The organism is Eubacterium sp. MSJ-33 (assembly GCF_022174665.1).
GTDB lineage: Bacteria > Bacillota > Clostridia > Lachnospirales > Lachnospiraceae > Coprococcus_C.
The window spans coordinates 1,676,128-1,701,242 of the sequence record NZ_CP076562.1 but is presented as its reverse complement, the minus strand read 5'-3'; the positions used below and the strand labels follow the sequence as shown (position 1 = coordinate 1,701,242).

Sequence of the window (25,115 nt, the reverse complement as noted above, 5' to 3'; positions counted from 1 at the left end):
TATAAGCCGGGAGAATGAATTGGTTGGAAAACTGCATGATTTTTAACAGTGTTTAACACGGAAAAGGAGGTGCGCAATCTGGGAACTTGTACTTGGTATATGGTTGTTGGGTGCGGTCGTAGTGGACCTTAGCACATATAAAATTTCAAATCGATTATGTTTTTGGATGGCAGGAAATGGTCTGCTGGCACAGTGGTATGCGCATGGAGTGGAAGGGCTTGTGGAAAGCGGACGGGGAATGCTGGTTGGAGTTGTGGTTTTATTTGGATTATTTGCGATCCGCGTCCTGGGTGCCGGTGATGTAAAACTGGTTGGTGCGGTTGGTACATTTGTCGGAAACCGGATCTGGGAGGCATTGCTTTGTATCTGCTTTATGACGGGTGTGATTGCGGTATGCCGCATGATATATATCACGTGGCTATGCAGGGATAAATCTTTTACGGAAATCGAAAAGATCCGAGTGTGGGGCAGGCAGCTGCATATGTCGGTTCCTGTTTTTCTGGGAGTTATGTTGAGTGTGATGGGAGGTGTGAGAATTGGCATATAAAGTATGTCTGCTGGATTCAGATCCGGCATATCAAAGAGCGTTGATGGAGTATCTGAATCTGCGGGCGACAATTCCGATCCAGTTGTATGTATTCTCGAATCCTGTGGTATATCAGGCGTTTCGGGAACGGGAAAGACCGGCGCTGCTTCTTGTCGGAGACTCTTATGAGGATTGCCTGGATGCAGAAGCGTGTCCGGTGCTGGTCCTTACAACAAAACGGGAGAATATCGGCAGAGACCGGTATCTTTTTCGATATCAAAGTGCAGAACAAGTGACAGAGGCGATGCTGAAGATACTGGATGTGGACAGGGAATGCGGCATAGAAGATGGCGTATTTCTGGCAGTGTATTCTCCGCTTGGCAGATGTGGGAAAACAACATTTGCAAGGGATTTGTGCAGGCGATATCCGAATAGCCTGTATGTAAACTGGGAGGGAATCCCCGCACAGATGGAGGAAGGCGGGATTGGAAGCTGGGTGCTTTACTGTATGAAGAGTCGAAATGAGGAGTGTTTTTCGTATTTGCAGGAGCAGGGGTGCCATAAGCTGCCACCACCGGAAAGTTTTCAGGATATCCGGCAGATGGAAGCACAGGACATTCAATGGATGCAGCAGGAGATAAAAAAACGGCGGTTGTATGAACGTGTCGTGTTTGATATAGGAGGGCTGGTATTGGCAGGGTATGCAGTGTTAAAGGCATTTGACAAGGTGTTTGTTCCGGTTTTGAAGGATACAGTTTCAGAGAAGAAGGTAAAGGTATTTGAACAGATGCTGCAGCAGGAACAGGTGGTGCTTCCCGGTCTGCAATATATCAGCCGGGAAGAAATGAATGCAGAAGCATTGACAGGAATGTAAGAGAGGTAAAGGAAATGGAACTGCAGTCTTTGCGGGAACGTCTGAAGATGCGCATAACATCAGAATTGGATCTGGCACAGGAAATGGCGGATGAAGACATAGCCAGAATGATTGACCGGTGTATTGCAGAGGAAACAAAGGGGCAATATGTACCGCTCAAAGAAAAGGTTGGACTGCGGGTTGAGTTGTTCAACAGCTTACGCAGGCTGGATGTTCTGACAGAGCTTTTAGAAGACGAAAGTGTAACGGAGATCATGGTCAACAGTGTGTCGGATATTTTTGTGGAACGTGGTGGGACATTGACACGGTTTGAAAAAGGATTTTCATCGGAAGAACGACTGGAAGCGGTGATCCAGCATATTGTCGGAGATTGTAACCGTCGTATCAATGCTGCAAATCCAATCGTGGATGCGCGGCTGGTGGATGGATCAAGGGTATGTGTGGTCACAAGACCGATTTCACTGGGTGGGCCGATCATCACGATCCGTCGATTCCCCAAGCAGAGAATCACTATGGAAAAACTGATTGCGATGGGAAGTCTGGATGCGGGAGTTGCGGCAGTGTTACAGATTTTGGTGCAGGCAGGCTATAACATTTTTATATCTGGTGGAACTGGTTCCGGAAAGACGACTATGCTCAATGCTTTAAGTGATTTTGTGCCAAAGGATGCGCGAATCGTAACAATCGAGGACTCGGCGGAACTTCAGATACAAGGGGTGGAAAATCTTGTGCGGATGGAGGCACGGATGGCGAATCTCGAAGGTGAAAACGAAATCACGATACGGGATCTGATTAAGGCGAGTTTAAGACTCCGGCCGGATCGAATTATCGTGGGGGAGGTACGTGATGCTGCGGCGATAGACATGCTTCAGGCGATGAACTCGGGGCATGACGGCTCTCTTTCTACAGGACATGCAAATTCTGCGGAGGATATGCTGACGCGATTAGAAACGATGGTGCTGCTGGATATGGAAATCCCGCTCTTGGCGGTACGCAGGCAGATTGCTTCGGCGGTTGATATTGTAATCCATGTGAGCCGGCTGCGGGATAAAAGCAGAAAAGTAATACAGATATGTGAGGTAAACGGTATGGAACAAGGTGAAATCAAGTTAAATTCGTTATTTGAATTTAGGGAATCCGGTATAAGGAATGGGAAAGTACAGGGAATGCTTCATAAGATACATGATCTGATGTATTTGGAAAAACTGCAGAATGCCGGACTTATGGGCGTCTTCGAGGAGGCGGTTTGTGGATTATCGGAAGTATAAAACAGGCATTTCTTTTTGGCTGTTTGTATCAGGGATCAGTCTGGGAATAAGCAGTGGTGCCGGTTATTTGTTTTATGATGCATGGTGGGGAAGCTGGATGATTGTATTTCTGGCTCCGGCCACATTTAAAATGACGATGGATTTCTGCATTGAACGCAGAAAAAGTCAATTAAAAAAGGAATTTTGCGATGTTATGACATTGGTGTCAGGGAATTTGAATGCCGGGTATTCTTTGGAAAATGCATTGGTTCAGGTGCAGAAATCGAACGGAACTTCATTTTCGCTTATGAATCAGGAATTGCTGGTGTTGATCCGCGGGATTACATGCAAAAAAAGAGTGGAGACAATGCTAAAAGATCTGGCGGAAAGAAGCGGGATAGAAGAAATTATGGAGTTTGCAAATAGGCTGGAGACGGCAAAACGGTATGGAGGGAATATTCCGTATCTGATCCGGCAGCTTACTGCGAATATGCTGGATGTGGAACTGGTGGAAACAGAGATACAGACAACTATAGCGGCAAAAAGACTGGAAGGAAGAATTATGCTGATCGTTCCGTTTGGAATATTAGCTTTTATGAAAATCACAAATCCGGAATATATGTGCGTACTGTATGACACGATTGCGGGACGCGTCTTGATGACGGGGATTTTGCTGGCAGTTGGTATATGCGCATGGTGGGTTGAGAAAATTATTCGAATTGAGGTGTAAAAATGGGAGTTTGCATATTAATACAGGTTGGGCTTCTCGGCCTGGCAATTCTATCAAGAATCCATTTTAGTAAATACAAAGATGGTGATATAAAGCAGTTTCGACATATGCGGGAAACGATACAGGCGGTTCGGGTGATTCCAAGGCAGGAAGCAGAGGCAATTGTAAGAAAATGTGTAAAACAGATGGTGTGGGCTGCCATCATAATTCTTTTTGTTAGTACCTGTATTGCTGAGGGAATGATATGGAACGAACGCCGATCCGTTTTTGAAGCAGGAATTGTAAAGAGGGAATCGTATGACGGTGAAGTGAAAACAGAAGATATCCGGCTATCGGTCGATGACAAAGATTATACATATACAATAGAGGTTGCACCAAGGGAGTATACGGAGAACGAATTTTATCAGAAAGCACAGACACAGATTACGGGTCTGGAAATGAAAATCCTGGGAGATAATCCGGATTTAGATCATGTGACTGGACCTTTGATTTTGCCGACAGAGGATGAGGCAGGCGTATTTACTTATACATGGAAATCAGACAATCCGGCAGTTGTCTCGCCCTATGGAAAGGTTGATTTGGAGGAAATAGAAGGAACAGTGCTTGTGCTGCTGACAGTAGAAATATCATATCGGACATATATGGTAGAACATGTATTTCCTGTATCTGTGGTGCGTGATATGCGTAGGAAAGATGCGGTAGAACAGGCGGAAGAGGAGCTTCAGCGGATAGAAAAAGAAACCAGAACAGACGAGAACTTACGATTGCCGGAACAGTTTGCAGGAGTGGATATTTCGTTGCAGAGGCAAGAACGGAAATGGGCGATGACATGGGTCTTTTTTGGAATTTTGCTGGTAGGAATGCTGCCGGTATGGATGCATGAAAAATACAGAAAGGAACGAAAAAAAAGAAACAGTGTGCTGATCGGAAAATATGCGTCCTTTGTGAACAGCCTGTGGTTGTTGCTTGGTTCAGGAATGACAGTACAGATGGGAATTCGACACATTATATCAGAGATGAAAGAAGATAATTTGTTAAAAAGAGAGTTGGAATATGCTGTGCATCAGTTGGATACCGGAGGTGAGGAAAGTTTCGTGTATGAGCAGCTCGGAAGACGGTTGGAATTGCCGGAATATTCCCGGTTGCTGCAACAGATCAGCCAGCATATTCGCATGGGAACAAAAGACCTTAGAAATCTGATGGAACAGCAATTGCAGCAGGCACTTCAAAAACGAAGAGAGCTTGCAAAGAAAAAAGGAGAGGAGGCATCAACGAAGCTGTTGTTCCCAATGATTGTACTGTTAGTTCTTGTCATACTCATTATTATTTATCCGGCATTTGCGGGATTATAGGAAACAGAGTGGAAAGGATGTGAGACACATGGATATATGGAACCGTTTTTGGACAGAGGAAGACGGAATGGGAGTAGTTGAAGTGCTACTTATAGTGGTTGTGCTCGTGGGACTCGCGCTGATTTTTAAAGAACAGATTACCACGTTGGTGCAATCCATCTGGACATCCATTAACAAGGATGCAAAGAAAGTATATTCGTAGAAAAAGAAAAATGGAGGAGAATATGAATAACAGAGGAAGAATCGTTGTTTTTATCAGCATGATAACAGCCGCTATGCTTGTATTGATCACGCTTGTGATACAGGTTGTTGTGTTATCGGCAGCGAAATCCAAAACGGTCATTGCGAGCCGTCTTTCCATGTCGGATATAAAAGCCTGCTATAACAGCTATATATTTGAACATTATCATATTCTCCTTTTTGATAAAACAGCAGGTGGAAGAGGGGAGGCGTATTTGGAGGAGCAATTACAACAGGAATTTGTGGATAAGCTTGGCAGTGGATATGCGGATACACAGGTTGCAATCACGGATATGGAGATGCTTACAGATAATAACTGTGCGGCTTTCAAAGAGCAGATAAAGGATTATATGGTGTATGCGGCGGCGGAACAGGGAATTGAGTTGTGCGTGGATAAAATTAGAGAAAAAACAGGTGGACAGGATGGAACATTGCCGGAAGAACTAAAAGAAGATATGAAAGATGCAGAAGATGGAGCGCAGAAACCGGAAGATGTTGTGGACGACATCACTGAAAAGGAAACAGATGTTGAGCCGGATGTGCCTGAACGGGAAGACATGGAATCAGATGAGCTGCAATCGTGGAAACAATCGGAAGATCCAAGAGATTATACTAAAAAGTTGTCAAACAGTATGATTTTGAATCTGGTTTTGCCGGAGGATAAAACAGTGTCGATGACGACAGTTGAACTGGAAGATGCTCCGAGCCGTATGTTAAACCGGGTGTTTACATATTATGAGGAGATTGATCGTGATTTTGACAACATGCAGCGGATGTCAGATGGACTGGAGGCACTTGGATCCTGGCAGGATTCGCTGGTTAATACAGGTGCAGAGCTTGTATATGCCGGTCAGGTGTTTAACTCATATCAGGAGGAAAAAAATGAGACGGCAGTGCTTACATATGAGCAGGAATATCTGATTGCAGGAAAACCATCCGATTATGAGAATTTAAGATCAGTGGTAAATCGTATGATTGGAATTCGATTTCCTGTTAATTATATCAGCCTTTGTAAACAACCGGATAAAATGGAAAAACTGAAGGAACTTGCAACGGCAATCGCATGGGCAGCACCGTATCTGATACCGACGTTGAAATATTTTCTTGCGGGCTGTTGGGCATATATTGAATCAATTGCAGATGTACGTGTGCTTTTTGACGGTAAAAAAGCACCGTTTTCAAAAAATGCGGATACATGGATCACAGATATAGAACATATAGGAGAAAGCCTGTCAAAAAAGACAGAGGATGATGAAGATGGACTGGATTATCAGGCGTATCTTACAATTTTGCAGGCGCTGGATGCAGAGGGTGTCACTGCACGGATGTTAGATCTGATCCAGATAAATACCAGACAGTCTGAGCAGGAATTTGAAATAAAAAATGCTGCGGTGGGATTTTCGGCTGATTTTGAAAGCAGCTTTAATGGACAGACATTCCGCTATCATCAAAGTACAGCATATTAATTTGTGATAGAAACCTTTGCGTATTGGTTTCCGGGGATTCCTCAGGAAAAAAAGAAATTAAAAATCCTCTCCGGGTGCTGGCCAAAGCGAACAATTTCATTCGTGTAACCTGGGGAATCCCCGGAAAACAATATGGAAAGGAGATTTCTATGCAACAAAAGACAGATCAAGGAAGTGCATCTCTGGAAGCGGCATTTGTTGTACCAATATTTCTTCTGGCGATGGTGACATTGTTTTTAATCGTTCAAAGTGTGCTTGTGGAAGCACAGATTTATGAGGCGGCAGCAGAGACAGCAGAATATATGTCGGAGCTTGCTTATATGGATGGTGGTAATGAAGCGATTGCGTATCTGCGGTTTCCGAAGTATGTAGATGATACAGACCGTGTAAATCAATATGTAAAACAGGGTGTGCATGGAATTACATTTTGGGGTAGCACAATGAATACAGACAGCTGCTATGTCCGATTGCGGGTTGATTACGATATGAAGTATATGGGAGCACGTTCTTTTGAGATAAAAAAACGTGCGTACACGGGTGCGGACTGGCAAAAGAAGGGTGCAGAAGAGAATACGGCAGAGAAATATGTCTATGTGACGGACAATCAGGAAGTATATCATCTGACGCGCCAATGTTCCTATTTATCATTGCAGATACAACCATGTTCTCTGGAGATGGCAAAAAACGGTGGTTATGATGCGTGTGCATTTTGCGGAACGGAAAAGACGGGAACAAATGTGTATATAACAAGTGAAGGTGAACGGTATCACAGTAGTATAAAGTGCAGTGGGTTAAAAAGAACCATATACCGGAAAAAGAAAAGTGAGGTGCAGGGACTTGGTCCGTGTTCCCGATGTGGGGGAACAGAGTAGGTAAAGTGGAATATGGAGGCTTGGAAATGGATAACAAGGGAAGCTCGGTTGTGGAATTAAGTATAATTATGCCGGTCATAATCAGTATATTGATTATGGTGATTTTTCTGTTCGTGGATACGATAAGGGACGGGCTGGTACAACAGGATGGATATAGCGTAATCTATACATATCAGGAAAAAGGAGGGTGGAAGGAAAATTCAGTGCAGATGCGAAAAAATGAAGAATCTGAGGCAACGCATGCGGTAATCTCAGATGGTTTGTGTCGGTTTGAAAAAGAAGGACATGTATTTGTGACAGAAGTGGGTGTGTGCAGCAACAGACTTAGAAGGTGGCAGGTGTATGGAAATATTGTTTGGGAATAAGGGAATTTATCATTATATAGATGCAAAGGTCGGAACGATGCAGGAACTGGAAGAAAAAGGGTATCTGTATCGTGTGAGAATGCTTGTCGAGAACGAGCTGCCATATATTTTACCATCATCTTTTATATGCAGTGACGGAGTGGTATGGATGTCACATAATACGAAGAGCTGTTATGGATTGCAGTCGATGCTGCAGCAAAAAAAGATGACAGGAGACTGGCTCAGACAGATTCTGGTGCAGATTGTAAAGCAGGCAGAGATGCTGGAAAAGTATCTGTTGGATGCGTCAGATCTGGTAGTATGTGTGGAGTATTTGTTTTTCCATACAGAAAAAGAAGAAATACGCCTGTTGTGTGTGCCAGGATATCAGAAACCTTTGAAAGAACAGATTGCGGCATTTCTGGAATATCTGATGCCACGGTTTGATCATGGCGACCGGGCGGGAGAACGATTTCTGTATGAGTGTCATCAGGTGCTTGCAGATGAGTGGAATGATATAAGTGCTTTTTTCACATTGTTGGAATCGGATAAAAATGCAGATGAAGAAGTATATACCTATACATGCCAAGATGCTGGGAGTGCAGCGTTACCTTTGCGTGAAGCAGAAAAATCGGTCGATACTGTTTTCTCTAAGCGCTTTTTTCTGTATGCGCTAGCTGGTGGTGCAGCACTCGCCCTGATTATTAAATATTTGTTCTTTGATGGGACGACAGGAACCGCAATATTTGGAATTGTGTGGCTGTCTGCTCTGATCGTGCTTGCGATTATGACCGCGCGGGAAAAAGATGAGAGAGATGAATCGGATGTGGCAATGCAGGAATATAAAATGCATGAAAGGGAAAATGCCGTTGGGTTTTTGGCGGAAACAGATGAGAGGACGGATTGCGGGGCCACATATCTGCCGGCTTTGCAACAGACAGAGAAAAAGAAAGAAGGCATGAAGCTGGTACCGCTGTCGAATGGTGCGCTGGAAGCATTTCGTATTCCGGCGGATATAGAGTCGCTCACCATAGGAAGGGATAAGACTTCGGATTACCGTGTCACGACAACACAGATCAGCCGTGTGCATGCGCGGCTTTTTAACAGGTCGGATGGTCTGTATATTGAGGATGCGAACTCAACAAATGGAACATTTATCAATACAAAACGTATTCCGCCAATGAATCAGCAGAAGTTAGAAAAAGGCGATGTGGTGGGGCTTGCAAATGAAGAGTTTTTTATCGCGTGAGAAAAAACTAGGTAAAATAAGACGAATGTGATATACTATGTTCACTAAGGAAACTTGAAAATCAAGGATGTACTTTCTCGTGGTGAACGCAGTAGAAAAACGAAATCAGGGAAAGGACTTGTCGGAGGTGACAGGCATGGTAGAAGAAATGACAAATAAGCAATTACAGTTTATAACATGGTTGATAACAACTGCCACAGACAAATGTCAGACGATAGATGAAGTCAGAGAGCTTAATCGGGAGATACGGAAACATTCAGATGGACTGATTGATGATATCGTATCTGGCAGCAGCACGAATGAAAAACCAGAGGCGTAAAATCAATAATTTTTAAAACATAAGATCCACATCGTTTTCACGGTTGAGAACGGTGTGGATTTTTCTATATGCTTTTTTCTATGCAATTATTGTATTTACCCCCTGTTTTTGGTATAGTAAGAGTGTGCGTTTTTGTAGCATGCAATACAAATTGGCAGTGGATGTATGAGGTGTTACGGTGAAGATAAATGTATATTACGGAGGCCGGGGGCTGCTGGAGGATCCAACACTCTTTGTAGTGGAGAAGATCATTCAGGTGCTTCAGGAGCTTCGGGTAGAAGTAACAAGATATAATATGTACGAGGACAAATCAGGAATTGCAACGCTCCCCAACACATTAAAGGATTGTGATGGAGTTATTCTTGCAGCGAGTCTGGAGTGGTTCGGAATTGGCGGATATATGCAGCAGTTTCTGGATATGTGCTGGCTGTATGGAGACAAGGAGAAGATTGCATCACTTTATATGATGCCAGTTGTCGTCGCGACTGCCTATGGCGAGCAGGATGCGGAACTGTCTTTGCGGAAAGCATGGGATGTACTGGGTGGTATTTCGGAGCCCGGCATTGCGACTTATGTGGATTCCACAGATGTGCTGGAACAGGAAAGCCGGTATCTGAATCTGATCGAGAAAAAATCTGAAGACTTCTATCGCCTGATTAATAAAAAAGCGATGAAACTGCCGACGAGTAACACTGCTGTAAAAAACACGTTGATTAAGCAGAATAATATCAATCTGACTCCACAGGAGAGTGAACAGCTTTCTAAGTTTGTGGCAGATGATGGATATGTGAAGAAGCAAAAAGAGGATATCGAAGAACTCGCAGCGATGTTCAAGCAGATGCTTGGAGATGAGGAGGAAAGTCCGGAACCGCCAAGTATTTATGAAGATGATATCGTAGAAGGATTTTATAAGAATTTCCATCCGGAAGCTGGATTTACAGCAAGTTATGTAATTATAATTCCGGATATGGGAAAGAATTTAGTGATACATGTAGGGAAAGTCTTGCAGTGCGGATATGGCGCCGATACGGAAGCCGATGTCAAGTTGAAAGCGTCAAGTACGATGCTACGCAATATTCTGACTGGAAAGAACAGCTTCCAAAAAGGCTTTATGTCAGGAGAGATTACCGCGAAAGGTAATTTTAAGACACTTCGGATGCTGGATCAGATTTTCCATATATAAGGTTGGAGGCAGTTTATGTCATACATGGCATTATACCGGAAGTGGAGACCGGACGCATTTGAGGAGATCAAAGGGCAGGAACATATTGTAACGACGATCCGAAATCAGATTGTTCATGACCGTGTCGGACATGCATATCTGTTCTGCGGAACCAGAGGTACCGGAAAGACTACAACCGCAAAACTTATGGCGAAAGCAGTTAATTGCGAGCATCCGGTAAATGGAAGTCCGTGTAATGAGTGCGCGAGCTGCAAAGCGATTGCAGCGGGGGCATCCATGAATGTGATTGAGGTTGATGCGGCAAGTAATAATGGTGTTGATAACATCCGTCAGATTACGGATTCGGTGAATTATTCTCCGTCAAGCGGAAAATATCTGGTCTATATCATTGATGAGGTGCATATGCTTCGGGACGCTGCATATAATGCACTTCTGAAGACATTGGAGGAACCGCCATCATATGTAATATTTATATTGGCAACGACAGAATCTCACAAGATTCCTGCAACAATCATGTCCCGATGCCAGCGCTATGATTTCCATAGAATTTCGCTGGAAGTAATCGCGGATCGCTTACAGGAGCTGTTGAGCCGGGAGAATATTCCTGCAACAAGAGAAGCGGTCGAATATGTGGCACGTGCCGCAGATGGCTCCATGCGAGACGGATTAAGTATTCTGGAGCAATGTATCTCCTATCATATGGGAGAAGAACTGACGCTCGATAAAGTGCTTGATGCGATTGGTGCCGTGGATGTTGAAGTCTATATACAATTATTCGAGAACCTGAAAAAACGCGATGTAGTCGGAGCGTTAAAGATCATTGATGAGGCAATCTGGCAGGGGAAGGATCTGTTACAGCTTGTAAATGAATTTACAGGATTTATACGAAATATCCTGGTTTTATCAATTGATACTTCCATGACGATGGAAGTCAATCAGGAGACAAAAGACCGGATGATTGCGCTTGCGCAGGATGCAAATGAAGATGCGTTGATGCATGCGATCTATGTACTTCAGGATGCGTCAGCAAAAATCACGTACACATCATCGAAACGTGTCATGTTAGAGCTGGCAATTATCAAGCTCTGCAAACCGGAAATGCGGTACGATGTGGAAGGCATGAACCAGAGGATTGAACTTCTGGAAAAACAGCTTGCCGAAACAAAGGAATTGTTAAAAGAACAGCAGGCACATCCGGTTGTTATGACGGTTACACAGCCCGCAGATGGGGTGGTTGTACAGCAGCCGGCTGTTCCGGTGGGTGATTCTTCGGAACATATTAAACAAAATCTGCGGGATAAATACCCACAGGCTGAATACGAGGATCTGCTCCTGATTGCGAAGGCATGGAAGACGATAGGGAAACGCGGTCCGAGACTGGTGCAGCATTATTACAGACAGGCGTCGCTTGTTGCCGGAAGGGAATCCGGTACGTTGGAACTTGTGGTAGCAGATACGCCGGACAACGATCTGGCAATATCATATTTCGCAAATCAGGATAAGCTTGATGAACTTGGTGAGCAGCTTACGGATATGGCACAGTGTAAGGTGCGTGTGACATTCCGGAAGATCGAAGGCAGAGAAGAAGCACATGAACTGCAGAAAGACTGGGATCTGAGCAGAATCGTGTTTGATGATATAGAAATGCATGAATAAGGAGGATATTGAACATGGCAAAAAGAGGTGGATACGGTGGAATGGGTATGATGCCCGGAAATATGAACAATCTGATGAAACAGGCACAGAAGATGCAGAAGCAGATGGAAGAAACCACCAAAGCGCTTGAAGAGAAGGAATATGAGGCAACTGCCGGAGGTGGAGTTGTCAAGGTGAAAATCAACGGTAAGAAGGAAGTTACCGAAGTACATCTGGATGAAGAAGTTGTCGATAAGGATGATATTGAAATGCTGGAAGATCTGATTATGGCAGCGATGAATGAAGCAATCCGCATGCAGGATGAGGATCAGAAGAATTCCATGGGTAAGATTACCGGCGGACTTGGTGGAGGATTACCGTTCTAATGGATATTTATGGAGAGAAAGTAAACCGGCTGATTGGTGAATTGGGAAGACTTCCGGGAATCGGCGGAAAGACTGCACAGCGGCTGGCGTTCCATATTATCAATATGCCGGAAGAACAGGTGGAGAGCCTGTCGGCAGCAATTACAGATGCCAAAAAGCATATCCGGTATTGCAAATCCTGTTATACGATTACAGATCAGGAGTTATGTCCGGTGTGTGCATCCCCGAAACGGAATCACAAACTGATTATGGTAGTGGAAACTCCGAGAGATCTTGCAGCGTATGAACGCGTTGGGCAGTATCAGGGAGTGTATCATGTATTGAATGGTGTAATTAATCCGGCAATGGGAATTGGAACCGGCGATATCCGGTTGAAAGAGCTGATTCTTCGGTTGGAACAGGAAGATGTGGAAGAGTTAATTATTGCAACAAATTCCAGTGTGGAAGGTGAGGCAACCGCGATGTATATATCAAAGCTGGTTAAACCGTCTGGGATTAAAGTGACTCGGATTGCAAGTGGCGTTCCTGTCGGTGGTGATCTGGAGTGTATCGACGAAGTGACGCTGCTTCGGGCGCTGGAAGGAAGAACTGTATTGTAATTGGATATATCTGAGATAGCATGCGGATAAATCCTGGAGTCTGCCATGGATTGTATGGTGGTGGAAATACATATTAAGGAGGTTGTGGTATGAAGAGAATTGGTATGTTGACAAGTGGCGGAGATTGTCAGGCGCTGAATGCAACAATGCGAGGCGTGGCGAAGGGACTTTATAACACATTTGATGATGTGGAAGTATATGGTTTCTTAGAAGGTTACAAAGGACTGATATATGGCAATTATGTGAAGATGAAGCCGTCAGATTTCTCAGGGATTCTGACAAAGGGCGGTACAATTCTTGGCAGCTCCCGTCAGCCGTTCAAGCTGATTGATGAGCCAACACCGGAAGGCTTGAATAAAGTAGAAGAAATGAAGAAAAATTACAACAAGCTCAAGCTTGACGCGCTGGTTGTTCTCGGTGGAAATGGTTCTCAGAAAACTGCAAACCGCCTGTCACAGGAAGGCTTGAATGTTATAGGACTGCCAAAGACGATTGACAATGATATTTGGGGTACAGATATGACATTTGGATTCCAGAGTGCTGTGGATGTAGCTACACAGGCAATCGATTGTATTCATACAACTGCCTGCTCACATAACCGTGTATTTATCGTAGAGGTTATGGGACATAAGGTAGGCTGGATTACGCTGCATGCTGGTATCGCATCCGGTGCAGACATCATCCTGATTCCGGAGATTCCATATGATATTGCGAAGGTATGCGAAGCGCTTGACAGAAGAACCAAGCAGGGAAAAGGATTTTCTATCCTTGCAGTCGCAGAAGGTGCGATCTCCAAGGAAGTTGCAGCACTTCCAAAGAAGGAGCGCAAGGCGGCAGTCGCAGCAGCAGCGGAGAAATATCCATCTGTTGCATATGAAGTGGCAGATAAGATTAAGGAATATTCTGGTATGGATATCCGTGTGACAGTTCCCGGACATACACAGCGAGGCGGAAGCCCGGATTCTTATGACCGTGTAATCTCCAGTCTGTTCGGTGCGGAAGCGGTAGAACTGATTAAGAATAAGGATTTTGGCAAGCTTGTTGTTATGCGTAACAATGAAGTGACAGCAATTCCGATGGAAGAGTCTGCCGGAAAGTTGAAATATGTATCAAAAGATGACAGTATTGTAAAATACGCAAAAAGACTTGGCATTTCTTTCGGTGACGAATAAATGGCATGAATCATAGCTTGATGTAAGCAGCACATATCTCGGGCCTTGTGCATAGAATAAGAAAAACAGATAGACAATCAGCCGCAAACTGATTGTCTATTTATGTAATTCTATGTGAGAGGCTTCCATGAAAGAAATTGATGAAATCTATGTACACAGACTGCGGTCTCCGGAGCTTATGGTTGTGGATGAACAAGAGCTGGAAGAAGACCGTGCATATTTGCGAGCCATGTATCCGATGCGCGCGAAGATGATTCTGGTTATGGTGGAAGATGCCTGTGACCGGCTGGAATATGAAGGCAGTCCGATGTTTGCGGTGTATCCTGATAAAGTATCCATGTTTGCAATCGCGAAGAAAATCTATGACAAGGTCAGCTACAAGGGGGCAGATGAGACTCTGCTGCATATGATAGAGATTATGGTCTGTCACGAATTCTATATTCGTCGATGCAGATATCGGAAAAGGAGAAAATATTTCTAAAATGAAACGGTTTTTATTGAGAGTGCTTGTGTTCATTGCGGTAGCAGTGGGCACAGCTTTTCTTGTCAATAAATTGAATAATGCGGGGTTAGACCGTGTATCAAAGGAGTTGGACGAGCCGACGCTTCCGTATGTGTATCTGGAATTCGACGGAAAAGTGATTAATCGAACCTGTGGATATACGCAGACGATGTCAACGAGTCTGATGCGGGAAGGAATCGTACCATTAAACAGCAGCCATGGAGTGACCGCGCTGGTTGATAATGAGGGAAAATACGGTGAGACATTCACATATGAATTACGAAGTATCGCCGGTGATTCTCTGGTAGAACGTGGTGACGCGACAGCCGGAAACATAGTGGATGGACGTAAACGGTATGATGTGAATTTCCGTATGGACATGCAGCCGAACCGGGAGTATGTGTTTGTGTTTATTATCACTGCGAAAGACGGTACGGAAGTTCGCTATTATAACCGAGTCGTGAATTTGTCAGAGCAGCATGCAAGGGAAATTATAGATTTTGCTACGGATTTTCATAACACGACATTTGTAAAAAAAGTAAATGAAGCAGAGGGAAATATTGTATTTGATCATCTGAAAACAGACAAGGCAGGAACGACATCCAGCCTGGCACATGTGGATCTGAATGCGACATACGAACAGATTACATGGGGCGGGCTCAATCCGGTTGTCATAACAGGTGTTATCCCGACAATCACCGAGGTCGACAAAGAATATGCGGTGATTCACATGTCTTATGTGGCAGAGTCTGTGAATGATGCGAAGACTCATTATTATCAGGTGGATGAATATTATAATGCCACATATGACCGCAGTGCAGAGACGGTGGATCTGCTCGCCTTTGACAGGTATCAGGAGAGTTTCTTTGATAGTGGATATATCAGCAAAGACCGAAACAGCATCAGTATGGGTGTGACAAACGAGGAAGCAGAATACGTGACTTCTGCAGACTATAATATACTGGCATTTGTGCGTCTGGGGCAGTTGTGGATGTATAATTATAGTACGAATGAACTTACGAATATATTCAGTTACCCACAGGATAGCTTCTCGGATGCGAGAACATTGAATACAAATCTGGATATCAATATTGCAGATATGGATGAAGATGGAAATATCTATTTTGTTGTGTATGGGTATATGAATCGAGGCGAGCATGAAGGCAAAAACGGAATGTCACTTTATTATTATTCGACGGAGTCTATGACAACAAAGGAACTGTTCTTTGTGGAGTGTGATGAGAGCTATGACATTATGAAGAAGGAAACCGGGCGTTTTACGTATTACAATGCACAGGCAGATGAATTCTATTATCTGCTGGATGAGACATTGTATAAGGTTTCACTTGCGGATATGACGCAGACGGCACTTGTAACAGATATTCCATCCGCAAAATATCTGGTGTCTGCGAATCGTAAGCTGATTGCATACCCAAATGCGGCGGCGGAAGATCAGGTTACAGTGATTACGATTCAGAACTTTGAGACGGGAGAGTCCTACGAGAAGACCTGTGCAAACGGAGATTTACTGCTGGCATTAGGCTTCGTGGAAAATGATTTGATTTATGGAATCGCGCATGAGGCAGATGTGATCACAACATCCGATGGACAGGCAATTTTACCGCTGTATGAATTGTTTATCATGAGTGACCATGGGGAACAGAAGAAGGATTATACGAAGGATGGCGTTTATATCATGAATGCATCTGTAGGGCAAGATACGATTTATTTGACGCGTGCAAGAAAGCAGAACCAGTTCTTTGAGGAAATCGATCAGGATTACATCTCCTACAAAAAAGAACAAAATAACAAGATGATTACAACGACAACAACGTATGACAGTTATGCATGGGATATTCTGGATGTTGTGTTTCCATCGAATATCTATCTCCCGGATTCAGCAAGCTACCGAAAGACAAAATACAGCCAGTCGGAGTTTTTCAAGGAGATGCAGGTTACAACCAAGACACGTGCCGGAACTTATTATGTCTTTGATAATGCCGGATATAAGGGTGAATATGAGACGGCGGGAAGCGCAATCACACGTGTAGTAGAAGATGAAGCCGGGCTTGTGGTGGACAGCAATGGAAATACGATTTATCGCTGCTTGGCGGCGGATAGTTATAATACCGTTGCGGATGCCATCAAGGAGACGCCGAATCCGGATGTGAGTCAGTCGTTGCTTACATGTGCGTATATGTGTGCGGACTATGCAGGAGGTACGCTGGAGGTATCGGATGCAATCGCGAGTGGAACGTTCGAGAAGGTGTTCGAGGATTATACGAACGGTGTCGGCATCAATATCTCCGGAATCAGTTTATCCACAGCGTTATATTTCCTTGACCGGGATATTCCGTTTGCTGCACGTATCGATGACGGGCGTTACGTGCTTGTAATCAGCTACAATTCTACGCATATCCGGTACTATGATCCGGTGCTTGGGGAAGAAGTGAAGGTGACACGGAAAGTGTTTGAGAACTCGCTGAGTTTACAGAGTAATACAATGTATACGTTTAGTGTACAGTAAAAAATAGAAAGGGCGCTGGATACCCAGCGCCTTTTGTGATACAGAAAATTATCGAAATATATCTATTCTTATACTTCTACATCCCAGAAACCATCTAAGGTTGCAAAGTAATCTTCCGGTGTCTCGGCACGGCGGATCTGCTTTACGCTGCCGTCCTCACACAGCAGAAGCTCTGCGGATTTGAGCTTGCCGTTGTAGTTGTAACCCATTGCGAAACCGTGTGCGCCGGTATCGTGGATAACAAGATAATCGCCCATGTCAATCTTCGGAAGCGTACGGTCAATCGCGAACTTATCGTTGTTCTCACATAGGGAACCGGTCACATCATAGGTGTGGTCGCAAGGTGTATTTTCCTTGCCAAGGACTGTGATGTGGTGGTAAGCACCATACATAGCCGGACGCATCAGGTTGACTGCACAGGCATCCACGCCGATGTACTCCTTGTAGATGTGCTTCTCGTGGATTGCCTTTGTAACAAGGTGTCCGTAAGGGGCAAGCATGAAACGGCCAAGCTCTGTGAACAGGCTGATATCGCCAAGTCCTGCAGGGACAAGCACCTCATCGAATACCTTGTGTACGCCTTCGCCGATTTTTAAGATATCATTTCCTTCCTTATCCGGTGTATAAGGGATACCGACACCGCCGGACAGGTTGATGTAGGAAAGCTCGATGCCGGTCTTTTCCTTCAGCTCAACAGCGACCTCGAACAGAATCTTTGCAAGGGTTGGATAGTAGTCGTTCGTGACCGTGTTACTTGCAAGGAACGAATGCAAACCGAACTTCTTCGCACCTGCGTCACGCAGCTCGGTATATGCTTTGAACAACTGTTCCTTCGTCATGCCGTATTTGGCATCGCCGGGGTTGTCCATGATCGTTGTGGAGATAGAGAAGGTTCCGCCCGGATTGTAACGGCAGAATACTGTCTCCGGAACACCACAGGTATCCTTCAGGAACTGTACATGTGTGTAATCGTCTAAGTTGATGTTCGCACCGAGTTTTTTAGCCAGAACAAACTCTTCGGCAGGTGTGTCGTTCGATGAGAACATGATGTCAGAACCTGTGATACCAAGTCTTTCTGACATCAGAAGTTCTGTATAAGAAGAACAGTCGGTACCGCAGCCCTCTTCTGCTAGAATCTTCAGGATGGTTGGGTTTGGAGTTGCCTTGACTGCGAAATATTCTTTATAACCTTTGTTCCATGCAAATGCCTGCTTTAATTTTCTTGCATTTTCACGGATGCCCTTCTCGTCGTAGATATGGAACGGAGTCGGGTATGTCTTTACGATCTCTTCGATCTGTGCTTTCGTTACAAATGGTGTCTTCATGATATTCCTCCTGTATGTAGTAGGTTTTTCTATGTATAAGTCCTTTTATTCACACTCTCTATAATCTAGAAGTAAAACTGCGTTTTGTCAAGTAAAATGGCGTAAAAAACTTGATATCTAATTGAAAATAAATATCGAAGATGGTATCATAAATTATTATGTGCAGTTATCACGTAGATGATGAGAACATGCAAATGGCTGTTTCTTCCGGAAACAGCTGCAGACAAATATGAGATAATAGGAGTGTTAATTAGATGGCAGATAGTGGTGAATCAGGAGTAAATTACGACAATATATTTATAAAGCTGTTAAGCAGAATGGCGGATGCAATGCTTCTTTCAATCTTCTTCGTGCTTTCCTGCATCCCGGTTGTGACGATTGGAGCGGCGTTTACAGCGCTTTATTATACAGCGATGAAAGGAATTACCGGGGATGATGGATATGTCTGGAAATTCTACACAAGAAGTTTCAAACAGAACTTCAAACAGGCAACCGGTATGTGGATGCTGTTTTTAGTTGTATTTTTTATACTGGGCGTTGATATCTGGTTCTGGCTGACACAGTGGAAGAACACCGGAAACAGTATGGCGAAACCTTTTCTGTTTGTGAGTGTGGTGTTAATGACATTGGCGGTTATGACGTTTATGTATACATTTGCTTTGCAGGCAAAGTTCGATAATAAGGTGAAGACGCAGCTGCGCAACGGATTTCTGATGAGTATCAAGAATTTCCCGATGACGCTCCTGATGATGCTCACATATCTGGTGATTGCATGGTGCTTTTATTATGATACGGTTATCTCGTTGATCGTGTATGTTATTATTGGATTCGGGTTAGTTGGATATTTGTGGGGCTATATCATGCTCCGGTGCTTTAAACCATATCTTCCGGAAGAAGATCTGCATGCATATGATGATAGTGTGTTGATTCATGATGAAGAGGAAGATACTGACGTATCGGGGGATGAAGATTCCGATGATTCAGAAGATGAAGAGTAAATAACAGGAGAGGGCAAAGAAGGATATCCGGAGATGAAAGCGAATATATCAATGAGGCGAAACTATATCAGTATTATATTGCTTGCTGTCTTTTTCTTTGTGTTTTTAGGCACGGAATATCTCTTTGATAACTGTATGATGCATGTGACAGATATGGATGGTATTGTGCGGGCGCAGAATTATGTGCTTGGTGTGTGTGCCGTCGGATTTTTTCTGTACCGGTCAGCTGCGGAGCTTTTGCTGCACGGAGAATATGGCTCTCTGCTATTTCATCATTGCTTTTATTTGGAATTGATATCATCTGTGTGATAGGCGTGCTGCATCATGCGGGATATATGCTGACAATATACGCCGGGTGTATCCTGTTTTTGAATCTCGGTATATTAGGGGCGTGGGTGCATGCGGCGGGAACGGTTGATATTGCTCAATGACCAAGACTTTTGCTGGCAGTAAGCGGAATCGCAGCCGGATTCCTGTAAGACATGCGTATTTCGTTGACATACAATAGGAAAAAGATTATGATGTAGGCACTTGTGTTTGTGTAAGGAACGCGGTATACATAACAAGGGAACAAAATACGAGAGGGGAAGGACATGAAGACAAACCTTAAGCGGATAATAACCGCAATCTTGATGATGGCATTGCTGCTCGGACCACTGGTATCGGTGCCTGTGAAAGCAGAGGAAAATGAAGACAATACATTTGTTGTTGGATTCGATGCAGAATTTCCGCCATATGGATATAAAAACGATGACGGCGAGTACGTTGGATTCGATTTGGATCTGGCACAGGAAGTGTGCGATCGGAACGGCTGGACTTTAAAGAAACAGCCAATCGAGTGGAACTCGAAGGATATGGAATTGAATTCCGGTTCAATCAGCTGTATCTGGAACGGATTCACGATGAATGGCAGAGAGGATGATTATACATGGACAAAACCATATGTGGATAATTCACAGGTCGTTGTTGTCCGTAAGGATTCCGGTATCACACAGCTCACCGATCTGGCTGATAAGGTGGTTGCGGTACAGGCAGACAGCTCCGCACTGGCAGCATTAACCGGAGAGGATGCGAGCGAGGAAAACAAAATACTCTGTGCGTCATTCAAAGATCTGCAGCAGGTAGGTGACTATAACAGTGCATTCATGAATCTGGAATCCGGTGCGGTTGATGCAATCTGCATGGATATCGGTGTAGCAAACTACGAGATTGAATCCCGTGGGGATAAATTCATGATGCTCGAGGACCGCCTGTCTTCCGAAGAATACGGAATCGGATTTAAAAAGGGGAATACAGAGCTCCGTGATAAAGTACAGGCAACACTGCTTGACATGCTTGCCGATGGTACATTTGAGGAGATTGCAAAGAAATGGGGATTGGAGGAATCTATCTGCCTGACCGCAGACGATGAGGTGCAGGAGGAGACAACTGCAGATGACAATACATTTGTTGTCGGATTCGATGCGGAATTCCCACCATATGGATATAAGAACGATGACGGCGAGTACGTTGGATTTGATCTGGATCTGGCACAGGAAGTATGTGACCGGAACGGCTGGATCTTAAAGAAACAGCCAATCGAGTGGAACTCGAAGGATATGGAATTAAATTCCGGCTCAATCAGTTGTATCTGGAACGGGTTTACGATGAATGGAAGAGAAGATGCTTACACATGGACAACGCCGTATGTCGATAATTCACAGGTCGTTGTCGTGCGTAAGGATTCCGGTATCACACAGCTTACCGATCTGGCAGATAAGGTGGTTGCGGTACAGGCAGACAGTTCTGCACTCGCAGCCTTGACCGGTGAGGATGCAAGTGAGGAGAATCTGGCGCTTGCTAAGACGTTCAAGGATTTGCAGCAGGTGGGTGATTACAACAGCGCATTTATGAATCTGGAATCCGGTGCGGTTGATGCAATCTGCATGGATATCGGTGTTGCAAACTACGAGATCGAATCCCGTGGGGATAAATTCGTGATGCTCGAGGATCGTTTGTCTTCCGAGGAATACGGAATCGGATTTAAGCTTGGAAATACCGAGCTCCGTGATAAAGTACAGGCAACGTTGCTTGATATGCTTGCCGATGGAACATTTGAGGAAATCGCAGAAAAATGGGGACTTGAGGAATCTATCTGCCTGTCACCGGATGATCAGGTACGGGATGAAAATGCCGTTGCGGCAACTGTAACAGACAGTGCATCCACAAGTAAGAAGAATACGAACTTCTGGGATAAGTTCTGCTCAATCACGAAGCAGCTTGCAGAAGGTCTGCTCGCATCTCTTGTGATCTTCTTCCTTACCCTTCTTTTCTCCCTGCCACTCGGACTTTTAGTTGCGGCAGGCAGAATGTGTAAGATCGCGCCAATCCGCTGGCTGGTGAAGTTCTATATCTCCATCGCACGTGGTACGCCGCTGATGTTACAGCTCCTTGTAGTATTTTACGGACCGTATTATCTGTTTGGTGCGACGCTTACGACAAGCTATCGTTTCCAGGCGGTTATCATTGGATTCGCCCTGAACTATGCAGCATATTTTGCAGAGATTTATCGTTCTGGTATTCAGGCAGTACCACAGGGACAACATGAGGCTGCACAGATCTTAGGCTACAGTAAGAGTCAGACGTTCTTCAAGATCGTATTCCCACAGATGGCAAAGAATATCCTGCCTTCTGTCACAAACGAGGTTATCACACTGGTTAAGGACACCTCTCTTGCATTTGCAATCTCTTATACGGAGATGTTCACGCTGGCAAAGCAGGTGGCAGCCGCACAGACGACGATCATGCCGCTCTTTATTGCGGGTGTATTCTATTACATCTTTAACTTTGTGGTTGCATTTGTTATGGAGAAAATCGAGAAACGTATGAATTACTATCGATAGAACAGGAGGGCTACGATGAATTTACTGGAAGTAAAAAATATAAAGAAAAGCTTCGATGATCTCGAAGTGTTAAAAGATATCAGTATGTCGGTTGCAGAGAGCGAAGTAATCTCGATTCTCGGTCCGTCCGGTTCAGGAAAATCTACGTTCCTTCGCTGTATGACAATGCTGGAGAAAATCGATGGCGGAAGCATGATATATTGTGGAAAGGAGGCTGTCAATTCAGACAGTGGGGCACCGGTTTATGCGAATAAAACAGATCTGAAAGAAATCCAGAGCTATTATGGGCTGGTATTCCAGAATTTTAACCTGTTTCCACATTATTCCGTGCTCAAAAACATCGCGGATGCGCCGATTCACGTGCAGAAGCGTGATAAGGAAGAAGTCTACGCGGAGGCAAAGGAATTGCTTCGTAAGATGAATTTGGAAGATAAAGGGGATTATTACCCATACCAGTTGTCCGGCGGACAGCAGCAGAGAGTAGCAATCGCTCGTGCACTTGCTCTAAAGCCAAGAATGCTGTTTTTTGATGAACCGACATCCGCGCTCGACCCGGAGCTGACTGCGGAGATTCTGAAGGTATTGAAAGAACTGGCGGCAGAGAAGATGACTATGGTGATTGTAACGCATGAGATCGGCTTTGCCAGAAGCGTATCCGACCGCGTGATCTTCATGGATGGAGGAGTTATCGTCGAGGAAGGAAAACCTGAGGATGTGATTGATAATCCGAGGACAGACCGTGCCAAAGCGTTTTTGAAAAAGATGCAAGAAATGTAGAGATGTATAAGACCTACAGAAACAGAAATCCCCTGCAGATTGATAGAAACATATCTGCAGGGGATTTCTATTTTTGTACGCTGTGCGTCCGTTACAAGATATTTTTACATCTTCTCCGGCTCATCGTATTCGACACCCTTCGTGTCGACTGTTACTGTCTTGATACGCTGGTCTTCGAGTGGGCGATCCATGTAGTCGGTTGGAACGTCGGCAATCTTATTTACTATATCCAGACCATCCACAATCTTACCGAAAGCAGCATAACTTCCATCCAGATGCGGACTGTTCTTGTGCATAATGAAAAACTGGGAGCCGGCGGAGTTTGGCATCATGGTACGTGCCATGGAAAGTACGCCCGGCTCGTGCTTCAAATCGTTTGCAAAACCGTTCTGTGCGAACTCACCGCGGATTGAATATCCGGGACCGCCGGTACCGTTTCCGTCCGGACATCCGCCCTGAATCATGAAACCGCTGATCACACGGTGGAAGATTAAACCATCATAAAACCCTTTCTTTATCAGAGATATAAAATTCTTCACCGTATTTGGTGCAATATCCGGATAAAGTTCAAACGTCATAACATCGCCGGATTCCATCGTCATTGTAACAATTGGATTACTCAAATTTATCATCCTTTCTTGTAATTTTATCTAAAAGATGATAGTATAATACCATTATTGTAAAATTACATCAAGTATGTAATTTTTTAAAAAGTTATGTAAACTAAAATGCAAAGAAGAGGTACTGACCGTGGGAAAAACAGCAGTTAGAATAGTCAAGGGAATCATATTGGTCGTGGCAATTTTGGCACTTGCCAATCTGACCTATAAACATCTCCGAACATATTATGATGATTATATGTATGAATATAAAGGAACCGAGTCAAGAGAGGGCGTTGATGTGACGGTGGAGATCCCGGAGGGGGCATCGGTAAAGAAGATTGCCGAAATCCTGAAGGAAAACGGATTGATCAATTATCCAAGGGCATTTACGAAACGTCTGCAGGATTCGGAGTACCGGGGCAAGCTGCATGGCGGTACCTATACATTGAACACAGGTATGACAACGCTGGAGATGATGGCAGCGATGAGTCCAAGCTATGAAGAGAATGCACCGATTGATTATCTGGTCGTGCCGGAAGGCTTTACTGTAGAGATGATTGCTGCACGGTGTGAAGAACAGGGAATTTGCAGTGCAACAGAATTTTTGAATGCATGTAAATCGGTGACAAGATCGGATTTTCCGTATCTGGAAGATATTCCGGCTGGCGCAAATGTAAAGTATAAAGTTCAGGGATTTTTGTTCCCGGCTACTTATGATATCTACGAGTCTACAACTGCGGAGTCGCTGGTTGCTTGGATGCTGCAGACTTTTGAGAACTACTACACACAGGATTTACAGGATCGTGCAGCAGAGCTTGGGTATAGTGCATTCGAGGTCGTAACCCGTGCGTCTATTGTGGAACGTGAGGCAAAGGTAGATGAGGAACGGCCGATCATAGCAGGCGTTATTAACAATCGTCTGAAGGCGGATATGCCGCTGCAGATGTGTCCGACGGTTTTGTATCCACTCACAAACGGAATGTATGACAAGAGTCAGGTTTTGTATGAAGATCTGGAACTTGATTCTCCATATAATACGTATAAGAATGCCGGACTCCCGGTTGGACCGATATGTAATCCGGGTATTGCCTGCATCAATGCGGTGTTGTATCCGCAGGAACACAATTATCTGTACTATCATGTGGGAGATGAAGAAGCGGGAACGCATATATTCACAGAGGATTATGAGGAGCATATTGACACTCAGATTATCGGTGGACCGAATGGTGTAACTACAGAGGGTGATGAATCATCGGAAGAATCGGAAACTGAGGAATCGCAATAGAAAAATAATGTGTTAGGAGGGAC

25 protein-coding genes and 1 pseudogene are annotated in these 25,115 nt (G+C 44.4%); 24 read left to right on the top strand and 2 right to left on the bottom strand.

Annotated elements, in window-relative coordinates; all coding sequences use genetic code 11:
* Positions 1–121: 121 nt before the first annotated feature.
* The 18 genes from KP625_RS08035 (at position 122) to KP625_RS07950 (ending at position 17,223) form a co-directional block, all read left to right on the top strand.
* Positions 122–547, top strand: a complete 426-nt coding sequence (locus tag KP625_RS08035) for an A24 family peptidase (RefSeq protein ID WP_238297147.1) — start codon at positions 122–124, stop codon at positions 545–547.
* On the top strand, positions 537–1,400 hold the full coding sequence (locus KP625_RS08030; protein WP_238297145.1) for a hypothetical protein: 864 nt from the start codon (positions 537–539) through the stop codon (positions 1,398–1,400). Before KP625_RS08035 ends, KP625_RS08030 begins: the two co-directional genes overlap by 11 nt.
* Positions 1,401–1,414: 14 nt before the next feature.
* The gene (locus KP625_RS08025; RefSeq protein WP_238297144.1) at positions 1,415–2,668 is read left to right on the top strand and encodes a CpaF family protein; all 1,254 of its coding nucleotides are present in this window, start codon (positions 1,415–1,417) and stop codon (positions 2,666–2,668) included.
* A complete protein-coding gene (locus KP625_RS08020; RefSeq protein WP_238297142.1) occupies positions 2,649–3,377 on the top strand; it encodes a type II secretion system F family protein in 729 nt (242 codons plus the stop codon). Before KP625_RS08025 ends, KP625_RS08020 begins: the two co-directional genes overlap by 20 nt.
* 2 nt (positions 3,378–3,379) lie before the next feature.
* Positions 3,380–4,729, top strand: coding sequence for a type II secretion system F family protein (locus KP625_RS08015; protein WP_238297140.1), 1,350 nt, complete (start codon positions 3,380–3,382; stop codon positions 4,727–4,729).
* Positions 4,730–4,757: 28 nt separating this feature from the next.
* Complete coding sequence (locus tag KP625_RS08010) at positions 4,758–4,931, top strand: Flp1 family type IVb pilin (protein ID WP_238297139.1); 174 nt, start codon at positions 4,758–4,760, stop codon at positions 4,929–4,931.
* Between the two features lie 22 nt (positions 4,932–4,953).
* Complete coding sequence (locus KP625_RS08005) at positions 4,954–6,435, top strand: DUF5702 domain-containing protein (protein ID WP_238297138.1); 1,482 nt, start codon at positions 4,954–4,956, stop codon at positions 6,433–6,435.
* A 149-nt stretch (positions 6,436–6,584) separates the two neighbouring features.
* Complete coding sequence (locus KP625_RS08000) at positions 6,585–7,307, top strand: TadE family protein (protein ID WP_238297137.1); 723 nt, start codon at positions 6,585–6,587, stop codon at positions 7,305–7,307.
* A gap of 26 nt (positions 7,308–7,333) precedes the next feature.
* Complete coding sequence (locus tag KP625_RS07995; protein ID WP_238297136.1) at positions 7,334–7,672, top strand: hypothetical protein; 339 nt, start codon at positions 7,334–7,336, stop codon at positions 7,670–7,672.
* On the top strand, positions 7,650–8,900 hold the full coding sequence (locus KP625_RS07990) for a DUF6382 domain-containing protein (RefSeq protein ID WP_238297135.1): 1,251 nt from the start codon (positions 7,650–7,652) through the stop codon (positions 8,898–8,900). The genes KP625_RS07995 and KP625_RS07990 overlap by 23 nt, the downstream gene beginning before the upstream one ends.
* Positions 8,901–8,979: 79 nt before the next feature.
* Positions 8,980–9,219 (top strand): hypothetical protein, encoded by a 240-nt coding sequence (locus tag KP625_RS07985; RefSeq protein ID WP_238297134.1) that lies wholly within the window; start codon positions 8,980–8,982, stop codon positions 9,217–9,219.
* Between the two features lie 178 nt (positions 9,220–9,397).
* Complete coding sequence (locus KP625_RS07980) at positions 9,398–10,402, top strand: SCP2 sterol-binding domain-containing protein (RefSeq protein WP_177969665.1); 1,005 nt, start codon at positions 9,398–9,400, stop codon at positions 10,400–10,402.
* A gap of 15 nt (positions 10,403–10,417) precedes the next feature.
* A complete protein-coding gene (gene dnaX / locus KP625_RS07975; RefSeq protein WP_238297133.1) occupies positions 10,418–12,058 on the top strand; it encodes a DNA polymerase III subunit gamma/tau in 1,641 nt (546 codons plus the stop codon).
* Positions 12,059–12,072: 14 nt separating this feature from the next.
* Positions 12,073–12,423 (top strand): YbaB/EbfC family nucleoid-associated protein, encoded by a 351-nt coding sequence (locus KP625_RS07970; RefSeq protein WP_021984746.1) that lies wholly within the window; start codon positions 12,073–12,075, stop codon positions 12,421–12,423.
* Complete coding sequence (gene recR / locus KP625_RS07965) at positions 12,423–13,022, top strand: recombination mediator RecR (protein ID WP_177969666.1); 600 nt, start codon at positions 12,423–12,425, stop codon at positions 13,020–13,022. Before KP625_RS07970 ends, recR begins: the two co-directional genes overlap by 1 nt.
* A gap of 89 nt (positions 13,023–13,111) precedes the next feature.
* Entirely contained in the window at positions 13,112–14,194 is a 1,083-nt protein-coding gene (locus KP625_RS07960; protein WP_238297132.1) for a 6-phosphofructokinase, read from the top strand.
* A 127-nt stretch (positions 14,195–14,321) separates the two neighbouring features.
* Positions 14,322–14,675 (top strand): hypothetical protein, encoded by a 354-nt coding sequence (locus KP625_RS07955; RefSeq protein ID WP_238297131.1) that lies wholly within the window; start codon positions 14,322–14,324, stop codon positions 14,673–14,675.
* A 1-nt stretch (position 14,676) separates the two neighbouring features.
* Complete coding sequence (locus KP625_RS07950; RefSeq protein ID WP_238297130.1) at positions 14,677–17,223, top strand: hypothetical protein; 2,547 nt, start codon at positions 14,677–14,679, stop codon at positions 17,221–17,223.
* Positions 17,224–17,291: 68 nt separating this feature from the next.
* Here the strand turns inward: KP625_RS07950 and KP625_RS07945 are convergent, their stop codons facing one another.
* Complete coding sequence (locus tag KP625_RS07945; protein ID WP_370641338.1) at positions 17,292–18,548, bottom strand: diaminopimelate decarboxylase; 1,257 nt, start codon at positions 18,546–18,548, stop codon at positions 17,292–17,294.
* A gap of 254 nt (positions 18,549–18,802) precedes the next feature.
* On the opposite strand from KP625_RS07945, the gene KP625_RS07940 reads away from it, so the two are divergent.
* From KP625_RS07940 to KP625_RS07915, 5 genes and pseudogenes are all read left to right on the top strand, one after another.
* Complete coding sequence (locus tag KP625_RS07940; protein ID WP_238297129.1) at positions 18,803–19,546, top strand: YesL family protein; 744 nt, start codon at positions 18,803–18,805, stop codon at positions 19,544–19,546.
* Positions 19,547–19,597: 51 nt separating this feature from the next.
* Positions 19,598–19,855 (top strand): hypothetical protein, encoded by a 258-nt coding sequence (locus KP625_RS07935; protein ID WP_238297128.1) that lies wholly within the window; start codon positions 19,598–19,600, stop codon positions 19,853–19,855.
* Positions 19,856–20,139: 284 nt separating this feature from the next.
* A pseudogene (locus KP625_RS13675) lies at positions 20,140–21,612 on the top strand (transporter substrate-binding domain-containing protein); the annotation flags it as partial.
* Between the two features lie 180 nt (positions 21,613–21,792).
* On the top strand, positions 21,793–22,428 hold the full coding sequence (locus tag KP625_RS07920; protein WP_238299923.1) for an amino acid ABC transporter permease: 636 nt from the start codon (positions 21,793–21,795) through the stop codon (positions 22,426–22,428).
* Positions 22,429–22,443: 15 nt separating this feature from the next.
* Positions 22,444–23,205: an amino acid ABC transporter ATP-binding protein gene (locus KP625_RS07915; protein ID WP_238297127.1), complete on the top strand. Its 762-nt coding sequence runs from the start codon at positions 22,444–22,446 to the stop codon at positions 23,203–23,205.
* 104 nt (positions 23,206–23,309) lie between these two features.
* On the opposite strand, the gene KP625_RS07910 is transcribed toward KP625_RS07915, so the two are convergent.
* A complete protein-coding gene (locus tag KP625_RS07910; RefSeq protein ID WP_441316597.1) occupies positions 23,310–23,837 on the bottom strand; it encodes a peptidylprolyl isomerase in 528 nt (175 codons plus the stop codon).
* A 118-nt stretch (positions 23,838–23,955) separates the two neighbouring features.
* Between KP625_RS07910 and mltG the strand changes: the two genes are divergently transcribed.
* Positions 23,956–25,092 (top strand): endolytic transglycosylase MltG, encoded by a 1,137-nt coding sequence (mltG, locus tag KP625_RS07905; RefSeq protein WP_238297125.1) that lies wholly within the window; start codon positions 23,956–23,958, stop codon positions 25,090–25,092.
* Positions 25,093–25,115: the final 23 nt, after the last annotated feature.

Excerpts from the sequence above, each read along its gene's own strand:
- KP625_RS07935 (WP_238297128.1), top strand. The coding sequence starts at position 19,598 with ATGAGGCGAAACTATATCAGTATTATATTGCTTGCTGTCTTTTTCTTT.
- KP625_RS08010 (WP_238297139.1), top strand. The coding sequence starts at position 4,758 with ATGGATATATGGAACCGTTTTTGGACAGAGGAAGACGGAATGGGAGTA.
- KP625_RS08000 (WP_238297137.1), top strand. The coding sequence starts at position 6,585 with ATGCAACAAAAGACAGATCAAGGAAGTGCATCTCTGGAAGCGGCATTT.
- KP625_RS07955 (WP_238297131.1), top strand. The coding sequence starts at position 14,322 with ATGAAAGAAATTGATGAAATCTATGTACACAGACTGCGGTCTCCGGAG.
- KP625_RS07970 (WP_021984746.1), top strand. The coding sequence starts at position 12,073 with ATGGCAAAAAGAGGTGGATACGGTGGAATGGGTATGATGCCCGGAAAT.
- KP625_RS08025 (WP_238297144.1), top strand. The coding sequence starts at position 1,415 with ATGGAACTGCAGTCTTTGCGGGAACGTCTGAAGATGCGCATAACATCA.
- dnaX (WP_238297133.1), top strand. The coding sequence starts at position 10,418 with ATGTCATACATGGCATTATACCGGAAGTGGAGACCGGACGCATTTGAG.
- KP625_RS08005 (WP_238297138.1), top strand. The coding sequence starts at position 4,954 with ATGAATAACAGAGGAAGAATCGTTGTTTTTATCAGCATGATAACAGCC.
- KP625_RS07995 (WP_238297136.1), top strand. The coding sequence starts at position 7,334 with ATGGATAACAAGGGAAGCTCGGTTGTGGAATTAAGTATAATTATGCCG.
- KP625_RS07960 (WP_238297132.1), top strand. The coding sequence starts at position 13,112 with ATGAAGAGAATTGGTATGTTGACAAGTGGCGGAGATTGTCAGGCGCTG.
- KP625_RS07940 (WP_238297129.1), top strand. The coding sequence starts at position 18,803 with ATGGCAGATAGTGGTGAATCAGGAGTAAATTACGACAATATATTTATA.
- KP625_RS07910 (WP_441316597.1), bottom strand. The coding sequence starts at position 23,837 with ATGATAAATTTGAGTAATCCAATTGTTACAATGACGATGGAATCCGGC.
- KP625_RS08015 (WP_238297140.1), top strand. The coding sequence starts at position 3,380 with ATGGGAGTTTGCATATTAATACAGGTTGGGCTTCTCGGCCTGGCAATT.
- recR (WP_177969666.1), top strand. The coding sequence starts at position 12,423 with ATGGATATTTATGGAGAGAAAGTAAACCGGCTGATTGGTGAATTGGGA.
- KP625_RS07945 (WP_370641338.1), bottom strand. The coding sequence starts at position 18,548 with ATGAAGACACCATTTGTAACGAAAGCACAGATCGAAGAGATCGTAAAG.
- KP625_RS07990 (WP_238297135.1), top strand. The coding sequence starts at position 7,650 with ATGGAAATATTGTTTGGGAATAAGGGAATTTATCATTATATAGATGCA.
- KP625_RS07915 (WP_238297127.1), top strand. The coding sequence starts at position 22,444 with ATGAATTTACTGGAAGTAAAAAATATAAAGAAAAGCTTCGATGATCTC.
- KP625_RS07950 (WP_238297130.1), top strand. The coding sequence starts at position 14,677 with ATGAAACGGTTTTTATTGAGAGTGCTTGTGTTCATTGCGGTAGCAGTG.